The sequence below is a fragment of the Streptomyces sp. NRRL S-455 genome (assembly GCF_000717875.1).
Lineage (GTDB): Bacteria > Actinomycetota > Actinomycetes > Streptomycetales > Streptomycetaceae > Streptomyces.
Genome location: NZ_JOCT01000038.1, coordinates 38182 through 55124 on the forward strand (window position 1 = coordinate 38182; position 16943 = coordinate 55124).

Annotated in this window: 17 protein-coding genes; 8 read left to right on the top strand and 9 right to left on the bottom strand. The window is 70.0% G+C overall.

Annotation, left to right across the window (positions count from 1 at the left end):
• Positions 1–106: 106 nt before the first annotated feature.
• On the top strand, positions 107–1591 hold the full coding sequence (locus IE97_RS0135145) for an LCP family protein (protein ID WP_030250334.1): 1485 nt from the start codon (positions 107–109) through the stop codon (positions 1589–1591).
• 119 nt (positions 1592–1710) lie between these two features.
• Positions 1711–2076, top strand: coding sequence for a four-helix bundle copper-binding protein (locus tag IE97_RS0135150; RefSeq protein ID WP_030250339.1), 366 nt, complete (start codon positions 1711–1713; stop codon positions 2074–2076).
• A gap of 65 nt (positions 2077–2141) precedes the next feature.
• Here IE97_RS0135150 and IE97_RS0135155 read toward each other — a convergent pair whose 3' ends face one another.
• Positions 2142–2570 (bottom strand): hypothetical protein, encoded by a 429-nt coding sequence (locus IE97_RS0135155; protein WP_030250342.1) that lies wholly within the window; start codon positions 2568–2570, stop codon positions 2142–2144.
• Positions 2571–2688: 118 nt separating this feature from the next.
• Positions 2689–3987: an LCP family protein gene (locus IE97_RS0135160; protein WP_199809853.1), complete on the bottom strand. Its 1299-nt coding sequence runs from the start codon at positions 3985–3987 to the stop codon at positions 2689–2691.
• A gap of 119 nt (positions 3988–4106) precedes the next feature.
• Here IE97_RS0135160 and IE97_RS0135165 point away from each other — a divergent pair, with 119 nt between their 5' ends.
• On the top strand, positions 4107–4664 hold the full coding sequence (locus IE97_RS0135165) for an acyl-CoA thioesterase (protein ID WP_030250349.1): 558 nt from the start codon (positions 4107–4109) through the stop codon (positions 4662–4664).
• A gap of 176 nt (positions 4665–4840) precedes the next feature.
• Here the strand turns inward: IE97_RS0135165 and IE97_RS0135170 are convergent, their stop codons facing one another.
• Complete coding sequence (locus tag IE97_RS0135170) at positions 4841–5998, bottom strand: acyl-CoA dehydrogenase (protein WP_030250351.1); 1158 nt, start codon at positions 5996–5998, stop codon at positions 4841–4843.
• 188 nt (positions 5999–6186) lie between these two features.
• Between IE97_RS0135170 and IE97_RS0135175 the strand changes: the two genes are divergently transcribed.
• The gene (locus tag IE97_RS0135175) at positions 6187–7530 is read left to right on the top strand and encodes a UDP-glucose dehydrogenase family protein (protein WP_030250356.1); all 1344 of its coding nucleotides are present in this window, start codon (positions 6187–6189) and stop codon (positions 7528–7530) included.
• A gap of 102 nt (positions 7531–7632) precedes the next feature.
• Here IE97_RS0135175 and IE97_RS0135180 read toward each other — a convergent pair whose 3' ends face one another.
• Positions 7633–8139: a CGNR zinc finger domain-containing protein gene (locus tag IE97_RS0135180; RefSeq protein ID WP_030250360.1), complete on the bottom strand. Its 507-nt coding sequence runs from the start codon at positions 8137–8139 to the stop codon at positions 7633–7635.
• Positions 8140–8254: 115 nt separating this feature from the next.
• On the opposite strand from IE97_RS0135180, the gene IE97_RS0135185 reads away from it, so the two are divergent.
• Both IE97_RS0135185 and IE97_RS0135190 read left to right on the top strand, forming a co-directional pair.
• Positions 8255–8626 carry a VOC family protein gene (locus IE97_RS0135185; RefSeq protein ID WP_030250364.1) on the top strand — a complete coding sequence of 124 codons (372 nt, stop codon included), beginning with the start codon at positions 8255–8257 and terminating at the stop codon, positions 8624–8626.
• A 15-nt stretch (positions 8627–8641) separates the two neighbouring features.
• The gene (locus tag IE97_RS0135190) at positions 8642–9034 is read left to right on the top strand and encodes a VOC family protein (RefSeq protein WP_030250369.1); all 393 of its coding nucleotides are present in this window, start codon (positions 8642–8644) and stop codon (positions 9032–9034) included.
• Positions 9035–9205: 171 nt separating this feature from the next.
• Here the strand turns inward: IE97_RS0135190 and IE97_RS0135195 are convergent, their stop codons facing one another.
• The 3 genes from IE97_RS0135195 to IE97_RS0135205 are packed head-to-tail and all read right to left on the bottom strand — an operon-like array spanning position 9206 to position 12074.
• On the bottom strand, positions 9206–10393 hold the full coding sequence (locus IE97_RS0135195; RefSeq protein ID WP_030250372.1) for a dipeptidase: 1188 nt from the start codon (positions 10391–10393) through the stop codon (positions 9206–9208).
• Positions 10394–10398: 5 nt separating this feature from the next.
• Positions 10399–10926 carry a 5-(carboxyamino)imidazole ribonucleotide mutase gene (gene purE / locus IE97_RS0135200; RefSeq protein ID WP_199807131.1) on the bottom strand — a complete coding sequence of 176 codons (528 nt, stop codon included), beginning with the start codon at positions 10924–10926 and terminating at the stop codon, positions 10399–10401.
• Positions 10923–12074, bottom strand: coding sequence for a 5-(carboxyamino)imidazole ribonucleotide synthase (locus IE97_RS0135205; protein WP_030250379.1), 1152 nt, complete (start codon positions 12072–12074; stop codon positions 10923–10925). Before IE97_RS0135205 ends, purE begins: the two co-directional genes overlap by 4 nt.
• Before the next feature lie 164 nt (positions 12075–12238).
• On the opposite strand from IE97_RS0135205, the gene IE97_RS0135210 reads away from it, so the two are divergent.
• Positions 12239–12745 carry a GtrA family protein gene (locus IE97_RS0135210; protein WP_030250382.1) on the top strand — a complete coding sequence of 169 codons (507 nt, stop codon included), beginning with the start codon at positions 12239–12241 and terminating at the stop codon, positions 12743–12745.
• Positions 12746–12774: 29 nt separating this feature from the next.
• On the opposite strand, the gene IE97_RS0135215 is transcribed toward IE97_RS0135210, so the two are convergent.
• Both IE97_RS0135215 and IE97_RS0135220 read right to left on the bottom strand, forming a co-directional pair.
• The gene (locus tag IE97_RS0135215) at positions 12775–14052 is read right to left on the bottom strand and encodes an ATP-binding protein (RefSeq protein WP_030250385.1); all 1278 of its coding nucleotides are present in this window, start codon (positions 14050–14052) and stop codon (positions 12775–12777) included.
• Between the two features lie 34 nt (positions 14053–14086).
• On the bottom strand, positions 14087–14764 hold the full coding sequence (locus IE97_RS0135220) for a response regulator transcription factor (protein ID WP_030250389.1): 678 nt from the start codon (positions 14762–14764) through the stop codon (positions 14087–14089).
• 513 nt (positions 14765–15277) lie between these two features.
• Here IE97_RS0135220 and IE97_RS0135225 point away from each other — a divergent pair.
• Positions 15278–16783 carry a peptide MFS transporter gene (locus IE97_RS0135225; RefSeq protein WP_030250394.1) on the top strand — a complete coding sequence of 502 codons (1506 nt, stop codon included), beginning with the start codon at positions 15278–15280 and terminating at the stop codon, positions 16781–16783.
• Positions 16784–16943 lie beyond the last annotated feature (160 nt).

A 16943-nucleotide genomic window follows, 5' to 3' on the forward strand; every position in this document is an offset into this window, starting at 1 on the left:
ACGGGGGACACGGGTGCGCGCCGCCGGGGCGGTACCGCGGGCCGCAGATCGTATCGGCCTACGGTGTCACGGATCCCAGGTACGGCCGCCGTCCGGAGGTATCCCCTTGCCCACGCCGCCGCGGTCCCCCCGGACCACCGCCGCCCCGCGGCGCCGCCCGCAGCCCTCCCCCGGCCGCGCCCCGCGCAGGCCGGCCCCACCGGTGCCGCGCCGGAAGCCGCGCTGGGCCCTGCGGGCGGTCACCACGCTGTCCGTGGTGGTCCTGGCCTCCGCCGGCATCGGGCACGCGGTGATGAGCAGCCTGGAAGCGGACATCGTCCGGGTCGACGCCTTCAAGGACATGAAGAACCGCCCCCAGGCGGGCCACGGCATGAACGTCCTGCTGGTCGGTACCGACGGCCGCGAGAAGATCAGCCCGGAGGAGCGGCGGAAGTACCGGCTCGGCGGCGCGCCCTGCCACTGCACCGACACGATGATGATCGTGCACATCTCGGAGGACCGGGAGCGGGCGAGCGTGGTGAGCCTGCCCCGCGACTCGTACGCGGTGACGCCCGCGCACGTCGACCGTACGACCGGCAGGCGGCACGAGGGACACCCGGTCAAACTGAACGCGGCGTACGCGGAGGGCGGTCCGCAGCTGACCGTGCGGACGGTCGAGAGCATGACCAAGGTGAAGATCGACCACTATCTGGAGGTCGACTTCACCAGCTTCATGAAGACCGTGGACGTGGTCGGAGGCGTGCGGATCTGCACCGCCACCCCCATGAAGGACAGCTACACCGGCCTCGACCTGCCGACCGGGCGGCACACCCTGGCGGGCGGGGAGGCGCTGCAGTACGTGCGCGCCCGGCACGTCGACGGGGCCTCCGACCTGGGCCGGATGCAACGCCAGCAGCGCTTCATGGCGGCGCTCGTGGACCGGGTCACCTCCTCCGGCATCCTCCTCAACCCGATGAAGTTCCGGGACGTGACCCGGGCGGTCCTCGGCTCGGTACGCGCCGACAAGGGCTTCGGCACGGACGAGATGCTGGACCTGGGCCGGGCCATGCGGAACTTCTCCCCCTCCTCCTCGGAGTTCACGACCGTCCCGATCGGGCGGATGGGATTCGCCGTCGAGGGTGTCGGCTCGACGCTGAAGTGGGACCCCGCGAAGGCGGAGCGCCTCTTCCGCTCCCTGCGCGAGGACCAGCCGCTGTCCGTGCCCCGCGCGCACAACACCGCCCGGATCGTCCCGGTCGCCCCGCAGCAGATCCACGTCCAGGTGGAGAACGGCACGAGCACGCCCGGCCTCGGCCGCCGGGTGGACGCGGCGCTCGCGTCGACGGGCTTCCGTACGACCCGCACACCCGTGAACTCCGCCACGACAGACGTGAAACGCACCATCGTCGCCTACGACCCCCGCTGGGACCGCTCGGCCAAGTCCCTCGCGGCGGCCCTGCCGGGCAGCGAGCTCCGGCCGGTCAAGGGCCAGGGCGCGACCCTGAAGGTGATCGCGGGCTCGGATTTCGAGCGCGTGCAGCGGGTGCGGGCCGAGGAGCCGGGGCAGGGCGAGTACGGGGTGGTGCGAGGGGACGAGGTGGGGTGCGGGTAGCTGGCACACACATGCGGATTGGCTTCTTCCGCCCCATGGCGGACCGGGCCCGACAGGCGTAGGACGGAAGACACGGAGGCCGGTCCCCGGCCCTCCCCGTCTCCCCCCGGGAGGAAGTCATGACCCAGCAGCCCGCCACCACCACCCCGCTCAGCAAGGAGATGCAGGACTGCGTCCAGGCCTGCATGACCTGCCACAGCGTGTGCGAGGAGACCATGAGCTCCTGCCTGCAGATGGGCGGCACGGCCCAGATGCAGATCATGCGCGCCGTCATGGACTGCGCCGAGATGACGCGTCTGTGCGCCGACATGATGATGCGCCGCTCGCCGCTGTCGGCCGAGATGTGCGCGATGTGCGCCCGGGCCTGTGACATGTGCGCCGAGGCGTGTATGTCCATGCCGGACGACGCCCAGATGATGCGCTGCGCCGAGGCGTGTCGCCGCTGCGCCGAGACGTGCCGCTCGATGTCGGCCGCCACGATGTGAGGACCGCATCACCGCGGTACCAAGAGCGCCCGGCGGGTGCCCTTGGTACCGCGGCGGTGGTGCTCCTAGGCGATGCCGGGCCGGCCGGCGATGCAGTCCCAGTACTTCTTCGTGGAGTAGTTGCCCACGCAGGCCGAGACGTTGACCAGGGTGCACTCGTCCAGGGCGGTGCCGTACGCCTCGCTGATCGTGGTGCCGGATCCCTGTCGGTTCCAGACGATGTCGTAGAGCCCACCGCTGCCGTCCGGGTACTGGACCGAGATCACGGCGACGGCCGAGTGACCGTCGGCCACCGAGTCCTTCACGTAGATCTTGTCGCCGTCGTGCTTGAACCAAGCGGCGGAGTGGCCGTAGGCGCTGTACACCACGCTCGAGTCCTCGCTGCAGTAGGCGGCCGACGCAGTCTGGCTGCCGAGAACCGACAAGCCCATCGCGGTCAGCGAGACGGCCAGGCCTCTGGCGACGAGACGGCGGGAAAATCCGGTCAGGCGCATGTGTCCCCCTGTTGATCCTGTCGAACAGGGGGCCGATCATGGCATGTTCATGTATATGGAGTAAAGGACTTTCAGCCAACGGGCCGGCTTTACCCGGCTCTTCGTCGACCACGGTCCGTCAGCCGCTGCTCACCGTCACGGGTTCATCGTTCTTCAGCTGCTGCACCAGCGTCTTCACCTTCGCGTTGTCCCACTGGAGGTTGCCGTTCGCGGAGTTGCCCGCGATCGGCATGTTCATGGACTTGCCCTCGCCGCCGCTGACGCCCTTCATCGCCCAGAACATGGACGCCAGGTCGAGCAGGCCCATGTCCTTGTCGACCACGAGTGAGTCGAGGCCCGCGCCCATGGTCGGGTAGAGCTTGAACGGGTTGAGGACCGTGCTCGGCGTGGCCACCTGGTTGGCGAGCGCCGAGAGGAACTTCTGCTGGTTCTTCGTTCGGTCCAGGTCGGACCCGGCGAGCGCGTAGCGGGTGCGGACGAAGGCGAGGGCCTGTTCGCCGTTCAGCGTCTGCTTGCCCTTCTTGAGGTCCGCGCCCGACTTGGTGTCCTTGATGTCCTGGGGGATGTCCATCTCGACGCCACCGACCGCGTCCACGATGTTCGCGAAGCCGCCGAAGCCGATCTCGACGTAGTGGTCGATGTGCAGGCCGGTGTTGAACTCGACCGTGCGCACCAGCAGCGTGGGCCCGTCGATCGAGTACGCCGCGTTCAGCTTGTTGGCGCCCATGGCGGGCCTGACCTTGCCGGACTCAGAGCCCTGAAACTGCGGGATCGTGACGTTCGAGTCGCGGGGCAGGGAGATCAGCGTGGGGCCGTTGCTGCCGGTGTGCAGGATCATCATCGAGTCCGTGCGCTTGCCCTCGGCGGACCCGGTGCGCAGCCTCTTCCTGTCCTCGGCCGACAGACCCGCGCGGCTGTCGGAGCCGACGATCAGGTAGTTGGTGCCCTCGCCCGCCTCCGGTCTCTCGATGACCTTCGACAGGTCGACGTCGCGGTTGAGCTTCGAGTCGGCCCAGAAGTACGTGGCGACGCTCGTCACGACCAGGACGGTCACGAGTATGAGGGTCGTCACCTTGATACGGCGGCGCCAGTTCGGCGCGGGACGCGGCTCGTACACGCCGCCGCCCGGCCCGCCCGGGCCTCTGCCCCCGGCGGAGCCGTACACCTGACCGGTGTTGTAGCCGCTGTCGTAGCCGCTCGACGGCTCGGCGTAGCCGCCGTCGACGTACGACGGCTGCTGCGGTACCCCGCCGGCGTACTGCGGGGCGCCGCCGTAGGCACCCTGCCCGGGTGACGGCGCCGGACCGCGGCGGACCTGCCGCATGACACGGGCGCTCTCGGGCTGTGCGCTCCCGCTGCCGCGTCCGTACCGGCTGCCGCGGTTGTCGTCGGACCATCCCTCGGGCCAATTGTTCATGCGCCCCAGTGTGCCGGGCGCTGCTGTGTGCCATACAAGGGTCGTCGGAAAATCAGAGCAGGGCTGTGGCGAAGCTGACACAAATCCCCCTCATGCCGCCTCGGCATAAGGTGGGGGCCATGACAGACCAGGCCCCAGCTGCGGATTCCGGCACTCCGGACATCCCGGGCAAGCCGACTTCGGCGTCCCGCACCACCCTCAGCCACATCATGACCCACAACGACACGAACCTTCTGGGGACGGTGCACGGCGGGGTCATCATGAAGCTGGTCGACGACGCGGCGGGGGCCGTGGCCGGGCGGCACTCCGGCGGGCCGGCCGTCACCGCCTCCATGGACGAGATGGCCTTCCTGGAGCCGGTCCGCGTCGGCGACCTGGTCCATGTCAAGGCCCAGGTCAACTGGACCGGCCGCACCTCCATGGAGGTCGGCGTCCGCGTCCTGGCCGAGCGCTGGAACGAGTCCGCCCCGCCCACGCAGGTCGGCTCGGCCTACCTCGTCTTCGCGGCGGTCGACGCCGACGGCAAGCCGCGCCGGGTTCCTCCGGTCCTCCCGGAGACCGAACGCGACAAGCGCCGCTACCAGGAGGCCCAGATCCGCCGCACCCACCGCCTGGCCCGGCGTCGGGCGATCATGGAGCTGAGGGAGAAGCGGGCGGCGGAGGGGTACGAGGACTGAGCCCGAGGGCTTTTCACCACCCCATCGCCTGGGCGGACTTCCTCCTGCACGCGGCGAAGACGAGCCGGTGAACGGTCTCCCGGCTGATCGACACGCACACCGACCGGAGGAGTCACCGGCACGAGAACAGCCCCGGCCCCGCTCGAAGCGCGGACCGGGGCTGGTTCGGCCAGTCGTTACGGCAGGTTGCGGGCCATCACGATCCGCTGGACCTGGTTCGTACCCTCGTAGATCTGTGTGATCTTCGCATCGCGCATCATGCGCTCCACGGGGTAGTCGCGGGTGTAGCCATAGCCACCGAGCAACTGCACCGCGTCCGTCGTGACCTCCATCGCCACGTCCGAGGCGAAGCACTTGGCGGCGGCGCCCTGGTAGGTGAGGTCGGCGTCGACGCGCTGGGAGGCGGCGGCGGCCTGGTAGGTCAGGGCGCGGGCGGCCGAGATCTTCATGGCCATGTCGGCGAGCATGAACTGGATGCCCTGGAAGTCGGCGATGGGCTTGCCGAACTGCTTGCGCTCCTGGACGTAGCCCTTGGCGTAGTCGAGGGCGCCCTGGGCGATGCCGAGGGCCTGGGCGGCGATGGTGATGCGGGTGTGGTCGAGGGTCTTCATGGCGGTGGCGAAGCCGGTGCCCTCGTCGCCGATCATGCGGTCGGCGGGGATGCGGACGTTGTCGAGGTAGACCTCGCGGGTCGGGGAGCCCTTGATGCCGAGCTTCTTCTCGGGGGCGCCGAAGGAGACGCCCTCGTCGGACTTCTCGACGACGAAGGCGGAGATGCCCTTGGAGCGCTTGGTGGGGTCGGTGACCGCCATCACCGTGTAGTACTCGGACTCGCCGGCGTTGGTGATCCAGCGCTTCACGCCGTTGAGGACGTAGTGGTCGCCGTCGCGCACGGCCTTGGTCTTCATGCCGGCGGCGTCGGAGCCGGCGTCCGGCTCGGAGAGGCAGTAGGAGAACATGCCCTCGCCCTTGGCGAGCGGGGTCATGTACTTCTTCTTCAGGTCCTCGGAGCCGGAGAGGATCACCGGGAGCGAACCCAGCTTGTTCACCGCGGGGATGAGGGAGGAGGAGGCGCACACGCGGGCGACCTCCTCGATGACTATGACGGTCGCCAGGGCGTCGGCGCCCGCACCGCCGTACTCCTCGGGTACGTGCACGGCGTGCAGGTCGTTCGCGACCAGCGCCTGGAGCGCCTCGCGCGGGAAGCGGGCCTCCTCGTCCACCGCGGCGGCGTACGGCGCGATCTTCGCCTCGGCCAGCGAGCGGACGGCGTCACGGAGCATGTCGTGCTCCTCGGACGGGCGGTACAGGTCGAAGTCAGCCGATCCGGCCAAGGTCTCTCACGCTCCAAAACGCTGCGATGGTGGCGCTAACTACCGTTAAGTAATCAAAAGTTTATGGGGTCGCCCGCTGGAGTGATACGTGAGCTAGACGACAGCGGAGAAGTTGCCCGGTGAAGCGCGTTCCCAAGCCCCGGCTATGCTCGGGCGCGCACCGCATGCCGTAGACCCCTGGAGCACCCATGGCCCTGAAGATCACCGTGATCGGCACCGGTTATCTCGGCGCGACACACGCGGCGGCCATGGCCGAACTGGGCTTCGAGGTGCTCGCTCTCGACGTGGTGCGCGAGAAGATCGAGAAGCTGGAGCGTGGCGAGGCCCCGATGTACGAGCCGGGGCTCGAGGAGTTGCTGCGCAAGCACGTCGCCGGTATCGAGGGCTCCAGCGGGCGGTTGCGCTTCACGCAGGACTGGGCCGAGGTCGGCGCGTTCGGCGATGTGCACTTCGTCTGTGTGAATACGCCCCAGCGGCACGGCGAGTACGCGTGTGACATGTCGTACGTCGATTCCGCGATCGCCTCGCTCGCGCCGCATCTGCACGGTCCGGCGCTGGTCGTCGGCAAGTCGACGGTGCCGGTGGGCTCGGCGGACCGTCTCGCGAGCTACCTGGCCGCGCACGCGCCGGCCGGGGAGGACGCCGAGCTGGCCTGGAACCCGGAGTTCCTGCGCGAGGGCTTCGCGGTGGACGACACGCTGCACCCGGACCGGCTCGTGGTGGGCGTGCGCAGTGAGCGGGCCGAGAAGCTGCTGCGGGAGGTGTACGCCACGCCGATCGCCGAGGGCTCGCCGTTCGTGGTGACGGACTTCCCGACGGCGGAGCTGGTGAAGACGTCCGCGAACTCCTTCCTCGCCACGAAGATCTCCTTCATCAACGCGATGGCGGAGGTGTGCGAGGCCGCGGGCGGTGACGTCGCGAAGCTGGCGGAGGCCATCGGTTACGACGACCGGATCGGAAGGAAGTTCCTGCGGGCCGGGATCGGCTTCGGCGGTGGCTGTCTGCCGAAGGACATCCGGGCGTTCATGGCGCGCGCCGGTGAGCTGGGCGCGGACCAGGCGCTGACGTTCCTGCGGGAGATCGACTCCATCAACATGCGCCAGCGCGGGCAGATGGTGGAGCTGGCCCGGCAGGCGCTGGGCGGCGGGCCGTTCCTCGGCAAGCGGGTGGCGGTGCTGGGCGCGACCTTCAAGCCCGACTCGGACGACGTGCGGGACTCGCCCGCGCTGAACGTCGCCGGGCAGATCCACCTCCAGGGCGGCCAGGTCACGGTCTACGACCCGAAGGGCATGGAGAACGCCCGCCGTGTCTTCCCGACCCTCGGTTACGCCGACTCGGCGCTGGAGGCCGTGCGGGGCGCCGACATCGTGCTGCACCTGACGGAGTGGCGGGAGTTCCGGGAGCTGGACGAGGAGGCTCTCGGCGAGGTCGCGGCGGCCCGGCTCATCCTCGACGGCCGCAACGCCCTCGACCCGGAGCGCTGGCGCAAGGCCGGCTGGACGTACCGGGCGATGGGCCGCCCCAGGGCCTGAGCGTACGACGCGTCGAACAGGTGACGCCGTTTCGGCCGAGGCTCAGTCGGCCGAAACGGCGTCGTGTTGCATTCTGCCTCACCGGGTGGGAAGGCGGGGCGGTCATGCCCCTTTCGCGCGGTAGCGGCGCATCTTCGCCCGGGCTCCGCAGACCTGCATCGAGCACCAGCGGCCACGGCCCGCCGGGCTGCGATCGTAGTAGGCCCAGTGGCAGTCCGGGGCCTCGCAGGCCTTGAGGCGGGTCCAGGTGCCGGCGATCAGTGACTCGGCCACGGCGGCGGCCACGCGCGCGTGGAGGGTGCCGGCGTCGGTGGGGGTGAGGGCGGCCGAGCCGTCCGCCGTGTCGACCGTGACGACGAGGGGAGCCGCGGCCAGGAGGTCGCCGAGCGGAGGCACCTCGCGGTGGGGCGGGTGGCCGGCGTGGGCGAGGAGAGTCGCCCGGAGTGACTCGCGCAGGGTACGGGCCCGGTCGGTCTCGTCCGGTGTGATGCCGAAGCGCGCCCGGCCCTCGGCGGTGTCCAGCGAGTCGGCGCCCGACTCGATGTCCAGCGTGTTCACCAGGGCCTCGACCAGTGCCAGGCCGCCCGGTGCGGGCGATCTCTCCGTCATGGCTGGACCGTACCTCTCGCGTTTCCCTTGCGAGGTTACCGCTTATGCGGGAGCATGCAGTAACGGTTACCGGTTACCTGGATGTGAAGGTAACAGCGACTTCGAGGAGGAAGTCATGGCTCTCGCCAAGCTGGGTGTCGTCGTCCTGGACTGTCCCGACCCGCGGGCACTGGCCGCGTTCTACGCCGAGGTACTCGGCGGCACGCCGACGGAGGAGACGGACGGGCAGGACGAGTGGGTCGACCTGAAGGTGCCGGGCGGACCGGCGCTGGCGTTCCAGGCCGCCCCCGGGTACGTGGCGCCGCGGTGGCCGTCGCCCGAGCACTCGCAGCAGTTCCACCTCGACCTGGACGTGGAGGATCTGGACGCGGCCGAGAAGGGTGTGCTGGCGCTCGGCGCGACGGTGCTGGACGCCGAGGACCGTGAGCGGAGCTTCCGGGTTTACGCCGACCCGGCCGGGCACCCGTTCTGTCTCTGCGCCTGCTGACCCCAGGGAGGGTCCATGTCCGCTGTGGCACGTTTCCGTTCCGTGGTCGTCGACTGCCCCGAGCCGCGCGAGCTGGCTCGCTTCTACGCGCAGGTCGGGGGTGGCACGCCGGAGGACGACGACCCGGACTGGGTGGTGCTGAACGTCCCCGGCGGGCCTCGGCTCGCTTTCCAGCGCTCGCCGGGATACACCCCGCCGGAGTGGCCGCGGGCCGACCGCAACGCCCAGCAGTTCCACCTGGACTTCGACGGCGGGTCGACCTGGGAGGAGATCGACGCGGCCGAGGAGCGGGTGCTGGCTCTGGGGGCGCGGGTGCTGGACAAGGAGGACTTCGAGAAGAAGGACTTCCGGGTGTACGCGGATCCGGCGGGGCATCCGTTCTGCCTGTGCCGGATCGAGCACGGCTGAGCCGACGGGCCCGCCCGGGGGGCCGGGCCCGTTACCCGTCCAGCTCCGAGATCGTCGCCTGAGCGGTCCCGCGCTCGTCGGGGTACCTCGTCCCGGGGTGTCCCCGGAGCGCACCCGCTGCATGCACGAGGGCGGGGTACGGCCGACGGCCGATCACCCCGCCCTCGACGCTCAGCCCGCCGGCGAGTCGAGTGACTCGATGGTGGCGTTGGACGGCGGGCGCGTGGCCTGCAGCCCGCGTGCCACGTCCTCCGCCGCGTCCAGCACCCGCAGCGCGTTCTTCCAGGTCAGCTTGGCCAGGTCGGCTTTCGACCAGCCGCGGTCGAGGAGTTCCGCGAGGAGGTTCGGGTAGCCGGAGACGTCGTCCAGGCCGTCGGGGGTGAAGGCCGTGCCGTCGTAGTCGCCGCCGATGCCGAGGTGGTCGACGCCCGCGACCTCCCGCATGTGGTCCAGGTGGTCGGCGACCGTCGACACCGTGGCGACCGGACGCGGGTGGCGCTCCTCGAAGGCCCGGTGGACCTCCATGGCCTCCGCGGTGGTGTCGAGGTGGTGGAAGCCGTGGGCGCGCATGTTCTCGTCGGCTTCGGCCGTCCAGTCCACGGCCGCCTGGAGCACGAACTTCGGTACGAACGTGACCATCGCGATGCCGCCGTTGGCGGGCAGCCGCTCCAGGACGTCGTCCGGGACGTTGCGCGGGTGGTCGCACACGGCCCGCGCGGAGGAGTGCGAGAAGATCACCGGGGCGGTGCTCGTGTCGAGCGCGTGCCGCATGGTCGTCGCCGCCACGTGGGAGAGGTCGACGAGCATGCCGAGCCGGTTCATCTCCCGCACGACCTCACGGCCGAACGCGGTGAGGCCGCCGGCCTTCGGCTCGTCGGTGGCGGAGTCCGCCCAGTCCACGTTGTCGTTGTGGGTGAGCGTGAGGTAGCGCACGCCGAGTCCGTACATGCCGCGCAGAGTGCCCAGCGAGTTGGCGATGGAGTGGCCGCCCTCCGCGCCCATGAGGGAGGCGATCCGGCCGTCGCGGCGCGCGGCCTCCATGTCGGCGGCCGTCAGCGCGGGCCGCAGGTGCTCGGGGTACCGGGCGAGCAACTGCCGTACGCAGTCGATCTGTTCGAGGGTGGCCGCGACCGGTTCTGGCGAGTCCGTGCGGACGTACACCGACCAGTACTGGGCGCCGACGCCGCCGGCGCGCAGCCGCGGGATGTCGGTGTGCAGGTGCGCGCTCTGGTCGGCGGCGACGTCACGGGCGTCCAGGTCGTAGCGGACCTGTTCGCGCAGTGCCCAGGGCAGGTCGTTGTGCCCGTCGGCGACCGGGAACTCGCGCAGGAGTTCCCGGGCTGCCTCCAGGGAGGTCATCGTCGTCACTTCCCCGCGCCGAAACCGAAGCCGCCCGTGCCCTCGACCTTGGAGCGCAGGCGCTTGCCCTTCTCGGTGGCCTGGTCGTTGAGCTCCTGCTGGAACTCGCGCATCCGGCCGCGCAGTTCCTCGTCGTGCGCGGCGAGGATGCGGGCCGCGAGCAGACCGGCGTTGCGGGCGCCGGCGACGGAGACCGTGGCGACCGGGACACCGGCCGGCATCTGCACGATCGACAGGAGGCTGTCCATGCCGTCGAGGTACTTCAGCGGCACGGGCACACCGATGACCGGCAGCGGGGTCACGGAGGCGAGCATTCCGGGCAGGTGGGCGGCGCCGCCCGCCCCGGCGATGATCACCTTGAGCCCGCGTTCGTCGGCCTGCTCGCCGTAGGCGACCATCTCGCGCGGCATACGGTGGGCCGAGACGACGTCCACCTCGTAGGGGATCTCGAACTCGTCGAGGGCCTTGGCGGCGGCCTCCATGACGGGCCAGTCGGAGTCCGACCCCATGACGATGCCAACAACAGGGCTCATTCGGTGATGGTGCCTCTCAGATAGCCGGCTGCGTGACTGGCGCGCTCCAGCACGTCGTCCAGGTCGTCGCCGTAGGTGTTGACGTGGCCCACCTTGCGGCCGGGCTTCACGTCCTTGCCGTACATGTGGATCTTGAGCTGGGGGTCGCGGGCCATGCAGTGCAGGTACGCGGAGTACATGTCCGGGAAGTCGCCGCCGAGGACGTTGACCATGACCGTCCACGGGGCGCGCGGGCGCGGGTCGCCGAGGGGCAGGTCCAGGACGGCCCGGACGTGGTTGGCGAACTGGCTGGTGACGGCGCCGTCCATCGACCAGTGGCCGGAGTTGTGCGGGCGCATGGCGAGTTCGTTGACGAGGACTTCGGAGGTCCCGTCGGCCCTGCGGACCTCGAACAGCTCGACCGCGAGGTGGCCGACGACGCCGAGTTCCTTGGCGATGTTCAGCGCCATCTGCTCGGCCCTGAGGGCGAGGGCCTCGTCGAGGTCGGGGGCCGGAGCGATCACCGTGTCGCACACGCCGTTGACCTGGCGGGACTCCACGACCGGGTAGGCGACGGCCTGGCCGTGCGGGGACCGTACGACGTTGGCGGCGAGCTCGCGGACGAAGTCGACCTTCTCCTCGGCGAGCACGGGGACACCGGCCTTGAACGGGTCGGCGGCCTCCTCGACGGAGCCGACGACCCACACGCCCTTGCCGTCGTAGCCGCCGCGGACGGTCTTGAGGACGACGGGGAAACCGTCGCCCTCGGCCGCGAAGACCGCCACGTCCTGCGGATCGGACACGATTCTGTGTCTGGGGCAGGGCACGCCGATCGCGTCGAGCTTCGCGCGCATCACGCCCTTGTCCTGCGCGTGCACCAGCGCGTCGGGACCGGGGCGCACGGGGATGCCGTCCGCCTCCAGGGCCCGGAGGTGCTCGGTGGGTACGTGTTCGTGATCGAAGGTGATCACATCGCACCCGCGGGCGAACTCGCGCAGCGTGTCGAGGTCGCGATAGTCGCCGACGACGACATCGCTCACGACCTGCGCAGCGGAGTCCTGCGGGGTGTCACTGAGGAGCTTGAACCTGATGCCCAGCGGGATACCAGCCTCGTGTGTCATACGAGCGAGCTGGCCACCGCCGACCATGCCGACTACCGGGAACGTCACTCCCCCAGAGTATCGGCCGCGCCAAGGTGGCCGGTTTCCTGCCCCGCCCCGGCCGGGTCCGGACCATCTGCGGCCGTCGACCGCCATCCGCAGGAAGATCGCGCAGGAGGGTGGTTAGCATGACTGAGTTGACGCCGAAGCAAGGGACGGGGGCCTGCACGACCATGGGACATGGTGCCTCGCGGCTCCGACGGCTCGCTCACGAAGTCGCCAAGTTCGGCGCGGTGGGCGGTGCCGGGGTGCTGGTCAACCTCCTCGTGTTCAACCTGGTACGGCACGTCACCGACCTCCAGGTGGTGCGCGCGAGCGTCATCGCGACCGTCGTGGCGATCGTCTTCAACTACGTCGGCTTCCGCCACTTCACGTACCGCGACCGCGACAAGACCGGCCGTACGCGTGAGATGACCATGTTCCTGCTGTTCAGCGCGGTGGGCCTGGTCATCGAGAACGGCGTCCTGTACGTGGCGACCTACGGTTTCGACTGGAACACCCCGCTGCAGAACAACATCTTCAAGTTCCTCGGCATCGGCGTCGCCACGCTGTTCCGCTTCTGGTCCTACCGCACCTGGGTGTTCCGCGCCCTGCCGTCCCGCGAGGCGGTGGCGGACGCGGAAGCGGTCCTGGAGCGGGAGCGGGCCGGGAAGTCCCGGGCCGGGCAGCGGGTGCCTTAGAGGTCCTCAGAGGGTGTCGGTGAGCCGGGTCAGCGGATCGTCGGCTCGTCCGCGCCGCCGGAGGACTTCCGCACCGGCGTGCGGGACAGGAACAGGCCGAACACCGGGGGCTTGGTCTGGAGCATCTCCAGGCGGCCGCCGTCGGCTTCCGCCAGGTCACGGGCCACGGCCAGGCCGATACCCGTGGAGTTGCGGCCGCTGATCGCCCGCTCGAAGATGCGTGCGCCGAGGTCGGCGGGGACGCCGGGGCCCTCGTCGGTGACCTCGATGACGGCCTGGTTGCCGGTGACGCGGGTACGCAGCGCGACCGTGCCACCGCCGTGCATCAGGGAGTTCTCGATCAGCGCGGCCAGGACCTGCGCGACCGCCCCGGGCGTGCCGACCGCCTCCAGGTGGCGTTTGCCTGAGCTGACGATCGCCCGGCCCGCGCTGCGGTAGGCGGGACGCCACTCGGCGAGCTGCTGCTGGATGACCTCGTCGAGGTCGAAGGTGACGGCGGAGCCGGTGCGCGGATCGCGGGAATTGGTGAGCAGCCGCTCCACGACATCGGTCAGGCGCTCCACCTGCGTCAACGCGATCGTCGCCTCCTCCTTCACCGTGTCCAGGTCGTCGGTGAGGGTGATCTCCTCCAGCCGCATCGACAGAGCCGTCAGCGGGGTCCGCAGCTGGTGGGAGGCGTCCGCGGCGAGCCGTCGTTCGGCGGTGAGCATGCGCGCGATGCGCTCGGCGGAGCCGTCCAGCACGTCCGCCACCCGGTCCAGCTCGGGCACCCCGTACCGCTTGTGCCGGGGGCGGGGGTCTCCCGAGCCGAGCCGCTCGGCCGTCTCCGCGAGGTCGGTCAGCGGCGACGCCAGCCGGTTCGCCTGGCGGACCGCCAGCAGCACCGCGGCCACCACCGCCAGCAGCGCCACCAGGGCGATGATCAGCAGTGTGCGGCCGACCTCCCGGGTCACGGAGGAGCGCGGCTCCTGGACCGTGACCGTCTCGCCCTCCTCACCGGGCTCGGTCGCGGTGATGACGTCACCGTCCGGCTTGGTGCCGACCTCGATGGGTGCCTCGCCGGGGAGCCGGATCACCGCGTAGTAGTGGTCCTGCGTGACCTGGTCGCGCAGCATCTCCGCGTCGACCTGCTGCTCCCCGAAGAGCCGGCTGTCGACGATGCTGGCCAGCCGGACCGCCTCGGACTCCACCCGCTCCTGAGCGCTGTTGCTGATCGTGCGGGTCTCGACGATGACGAGTGAGACACCGAAGACGGCGATCACGACGAGCACCACGGCGAGCGTGGACTGGATCAGTCGGCGACGCATGTCCTATACCCGGTTACTCGTGCCTGTCCGCCGCTCAGCTCTTCTCGAAGCGGAAGCCGACACCGCGCACGGTGGCGATGTAGCGGGGGTTGGCCGCGTCGTCGCCGAGCTTCTTGCGCAGCCAGGAGATGTGCATGTCGAGGGTCTTGGTCGAGGACCACCAGGTGGTGTCCCAGACCTCGCGCATCAGCTGGTCGCGGGTGACGACCCGGCCCGCGTCGCGCACCAGGACACGCAGCAGGTCGAACTCCTTGGCGGTGAGCTGGAGCTCCTCCTCGCCCATCCAGGCGCGGTGCGACTCGACGTCGATGCGCACGCCGTGCGTGGCGGGCGGCTGCTGGGGCTCGGCGGCACCGCGCCGGAGCAGGGCCCGGACGCGCGCGAGCAGCTCGGCGAGCCGGAAGGGCTTGGTGACGTAGTCGTCGGCGCCCGCGTCGAGCCCGACGACGGTGTCCACCTCGTCGGCGCGCGCGGTCAGGATGAGGATCGGGATGCTGTGGCCCTCGCCACGCAGCCGACGGGCCACCTCGAGGCCGTCCATGCCGGGCAGACCCAGGTCGAGCACGACCAGGTCGACGCCGCCCTGCATTCCGGCGTCGAGGGCGGCGGGGCCGTCCTCACGCACCTCGACCTCGTAGCCCTCCCGGCGCAGAGCACGGGCCAGCGGCTCCGAGATGGACGCGTCGTCCTCGGCGAGCAGTACACGGGTCATGCCAGTGATGGTAGACCTGCACGGCCCTGAGCTGGGGTGTGACCGGAAGCCTTGATTCTTACCGGTGACACACCCGCTTCTTACCTCCTGGGGGAAGGCTGAGTGACCTCTGGCTTAGAGGTGGGATTCCCGTAAGGACCTTGGAAAGGGGGCGTATGGTTCCCCAGTATCCTGTGATCCGTGTCTCAAGTCCTTTCATATGCGGCAGTGTCCTGCCGTATGGTGAATGAACGCCTGTAGCACCATGGCGACCTTCGGAGGCTGTCTGCCCCGGGGGTCTCTTTTGTGTGCGGGCTGGTTTCTCGCCGGCCCGACCCGAAACGACCTGTGACCGGGCCTCGCGCGCGGCGACGCGCGTAGAGGCGTGGATCCCGGTGGCGACCGCCCACCGCTCCGTGCCCCGGAGCGGACCCCGTAGGCGTCGGACGGACGGCCGTACACACCGGTGCCGGCCCCCCCACCGGGCGCATCACCGCTGTCGCGGTGGCGCGTCCCGACCAGCAAGGAACGACCATGGCGTCCAGCCTGACGAAGGACTCGGCCCACCCGGGCACACCCGGCTCCGAGAAGACCTTCTTCGGCCACCCCCGCGGACTGGCCACTCTGTTCATGACCGAGATGTGGGAGCGGTTCTCCTACTACGGCATGCGGGCCCTGCTCCCGCTGTACCTGGTGTCCCCGGGTGGCCTGCACCTCAGCGCGGGCACGGCCACGGCGATCTACTCCGTGTACCTGTCGCTCGTGTACCTGCTCACCCTGCCCGGCGGCTGGTTCGCCGACCGTGTGCTCGGCCCCCGCAAGACGGTCGCCGTCGCGGGCCTGGTCATCATGCTCGGCCACCTGTGCCTCGCACTGCCCGCGGCCGCGAGCTTCTACACCGGCCTGGGGCTCGTCGCCATCGGCTCCGGCCTCCTGAAGGCCAACATCTCCACGATGGTCGGCCACCTCTACGACGGCCCGGAGGACCCGCGCCGCGACGGTGGCTTCACGGTCTTCTACATCGGCATCAACCTCGGTGCCTTCGTCGCTCCGCTGGTCATCGGCACGGTCGGCGAGAACGTCGACTGGCACCTGGGCTTCGCGCTGGCCGCGCTCGGCATGGCGCTGGGTCTCGTCCAGTTCCTGCTCGGCGGACGCCACCTGAGCGCGCGGAGCAGCGAGGTCCCGACCCCGCTGTCGCCCGCCGAGAAGGCGTCCACCCTGCGCAAGGGCCTGATCTGGCTGGCCGTCGCCGTGGTGTTCTACGGCGTCGTCGGCGGCACCGGCCACTTCACCCTGAACTGGGCGCTGATCCCGCTCACACTGCTCGGCCTGATCGTGCCGATCCTGGTCATCTCCCGGATCATGCGGGACAAGGACCTCGACTCCGGTGAGCGGTCGAAGGTGTCGGCGTACATCTGGTTCTTCGCCGCCGCCGCCGTCTTCTGGATGATCTACGACCAGGGCGGCTCCACCCTGTCGCTGTTCGCCGAGAAGAGCGCCGACAACTCGATCTTCGGCTGGGAGTTCCCGGTCTCCTGGTACCAGTCGGTCAACCCGGTCATGATCATGGCTCTGGCGCCGGTCTTCGCCTGGCTGTGGCTGTGGCTGAACCGGCGTGGCAAGGAGCCGAGCACCATCGTGAAGTTCGCCTCCGGTCTGGTGCTCGTGGGTGCGTCCTTCTTCCTCTTCCTCGCCCCGCTGTCGATCGCGGAGGGCGGTCACAAGGCCGCGGCGATGTGGCTGGTCGCGATCTACTTCGCGCAGACGGTTGGTGAGCTGACGCTGTCGCCGGTGGGTCTGTCCGTGACGACGAAGATGGCGCCGGTGAAGTACGCCTCGCAGATGATGGGCGTCTGGTTCCTCGCGGTCACCGCGGGCGACTCCGTCACCGCGCTGCTGTCCAACCCGGCCGTCGGGGGGATCAACCTCGACCGGATGGGCTTCGTGGCGCTGGAGGCGGCGCTGGCCGCGGTCGCCGGTTTCGCGGTGTTCATGTACCGCAAGAAGGTCAGGGCGATGATGGGCGACGTCCGCTGACCGCCCTCACCGGTCCCTGGGGAACGGGCCGTCGCACTCCTGTGGTGCGGCGGCCCTTTCTCATGCTTTTCATGCCTTTTCATGCCTTCGTCGAGTCCGGTGGGCCCGCATCCGGAGTGAACCAGGGGTGGGTGGCGGGCCGGGGTGGGGCGGGGGGGGG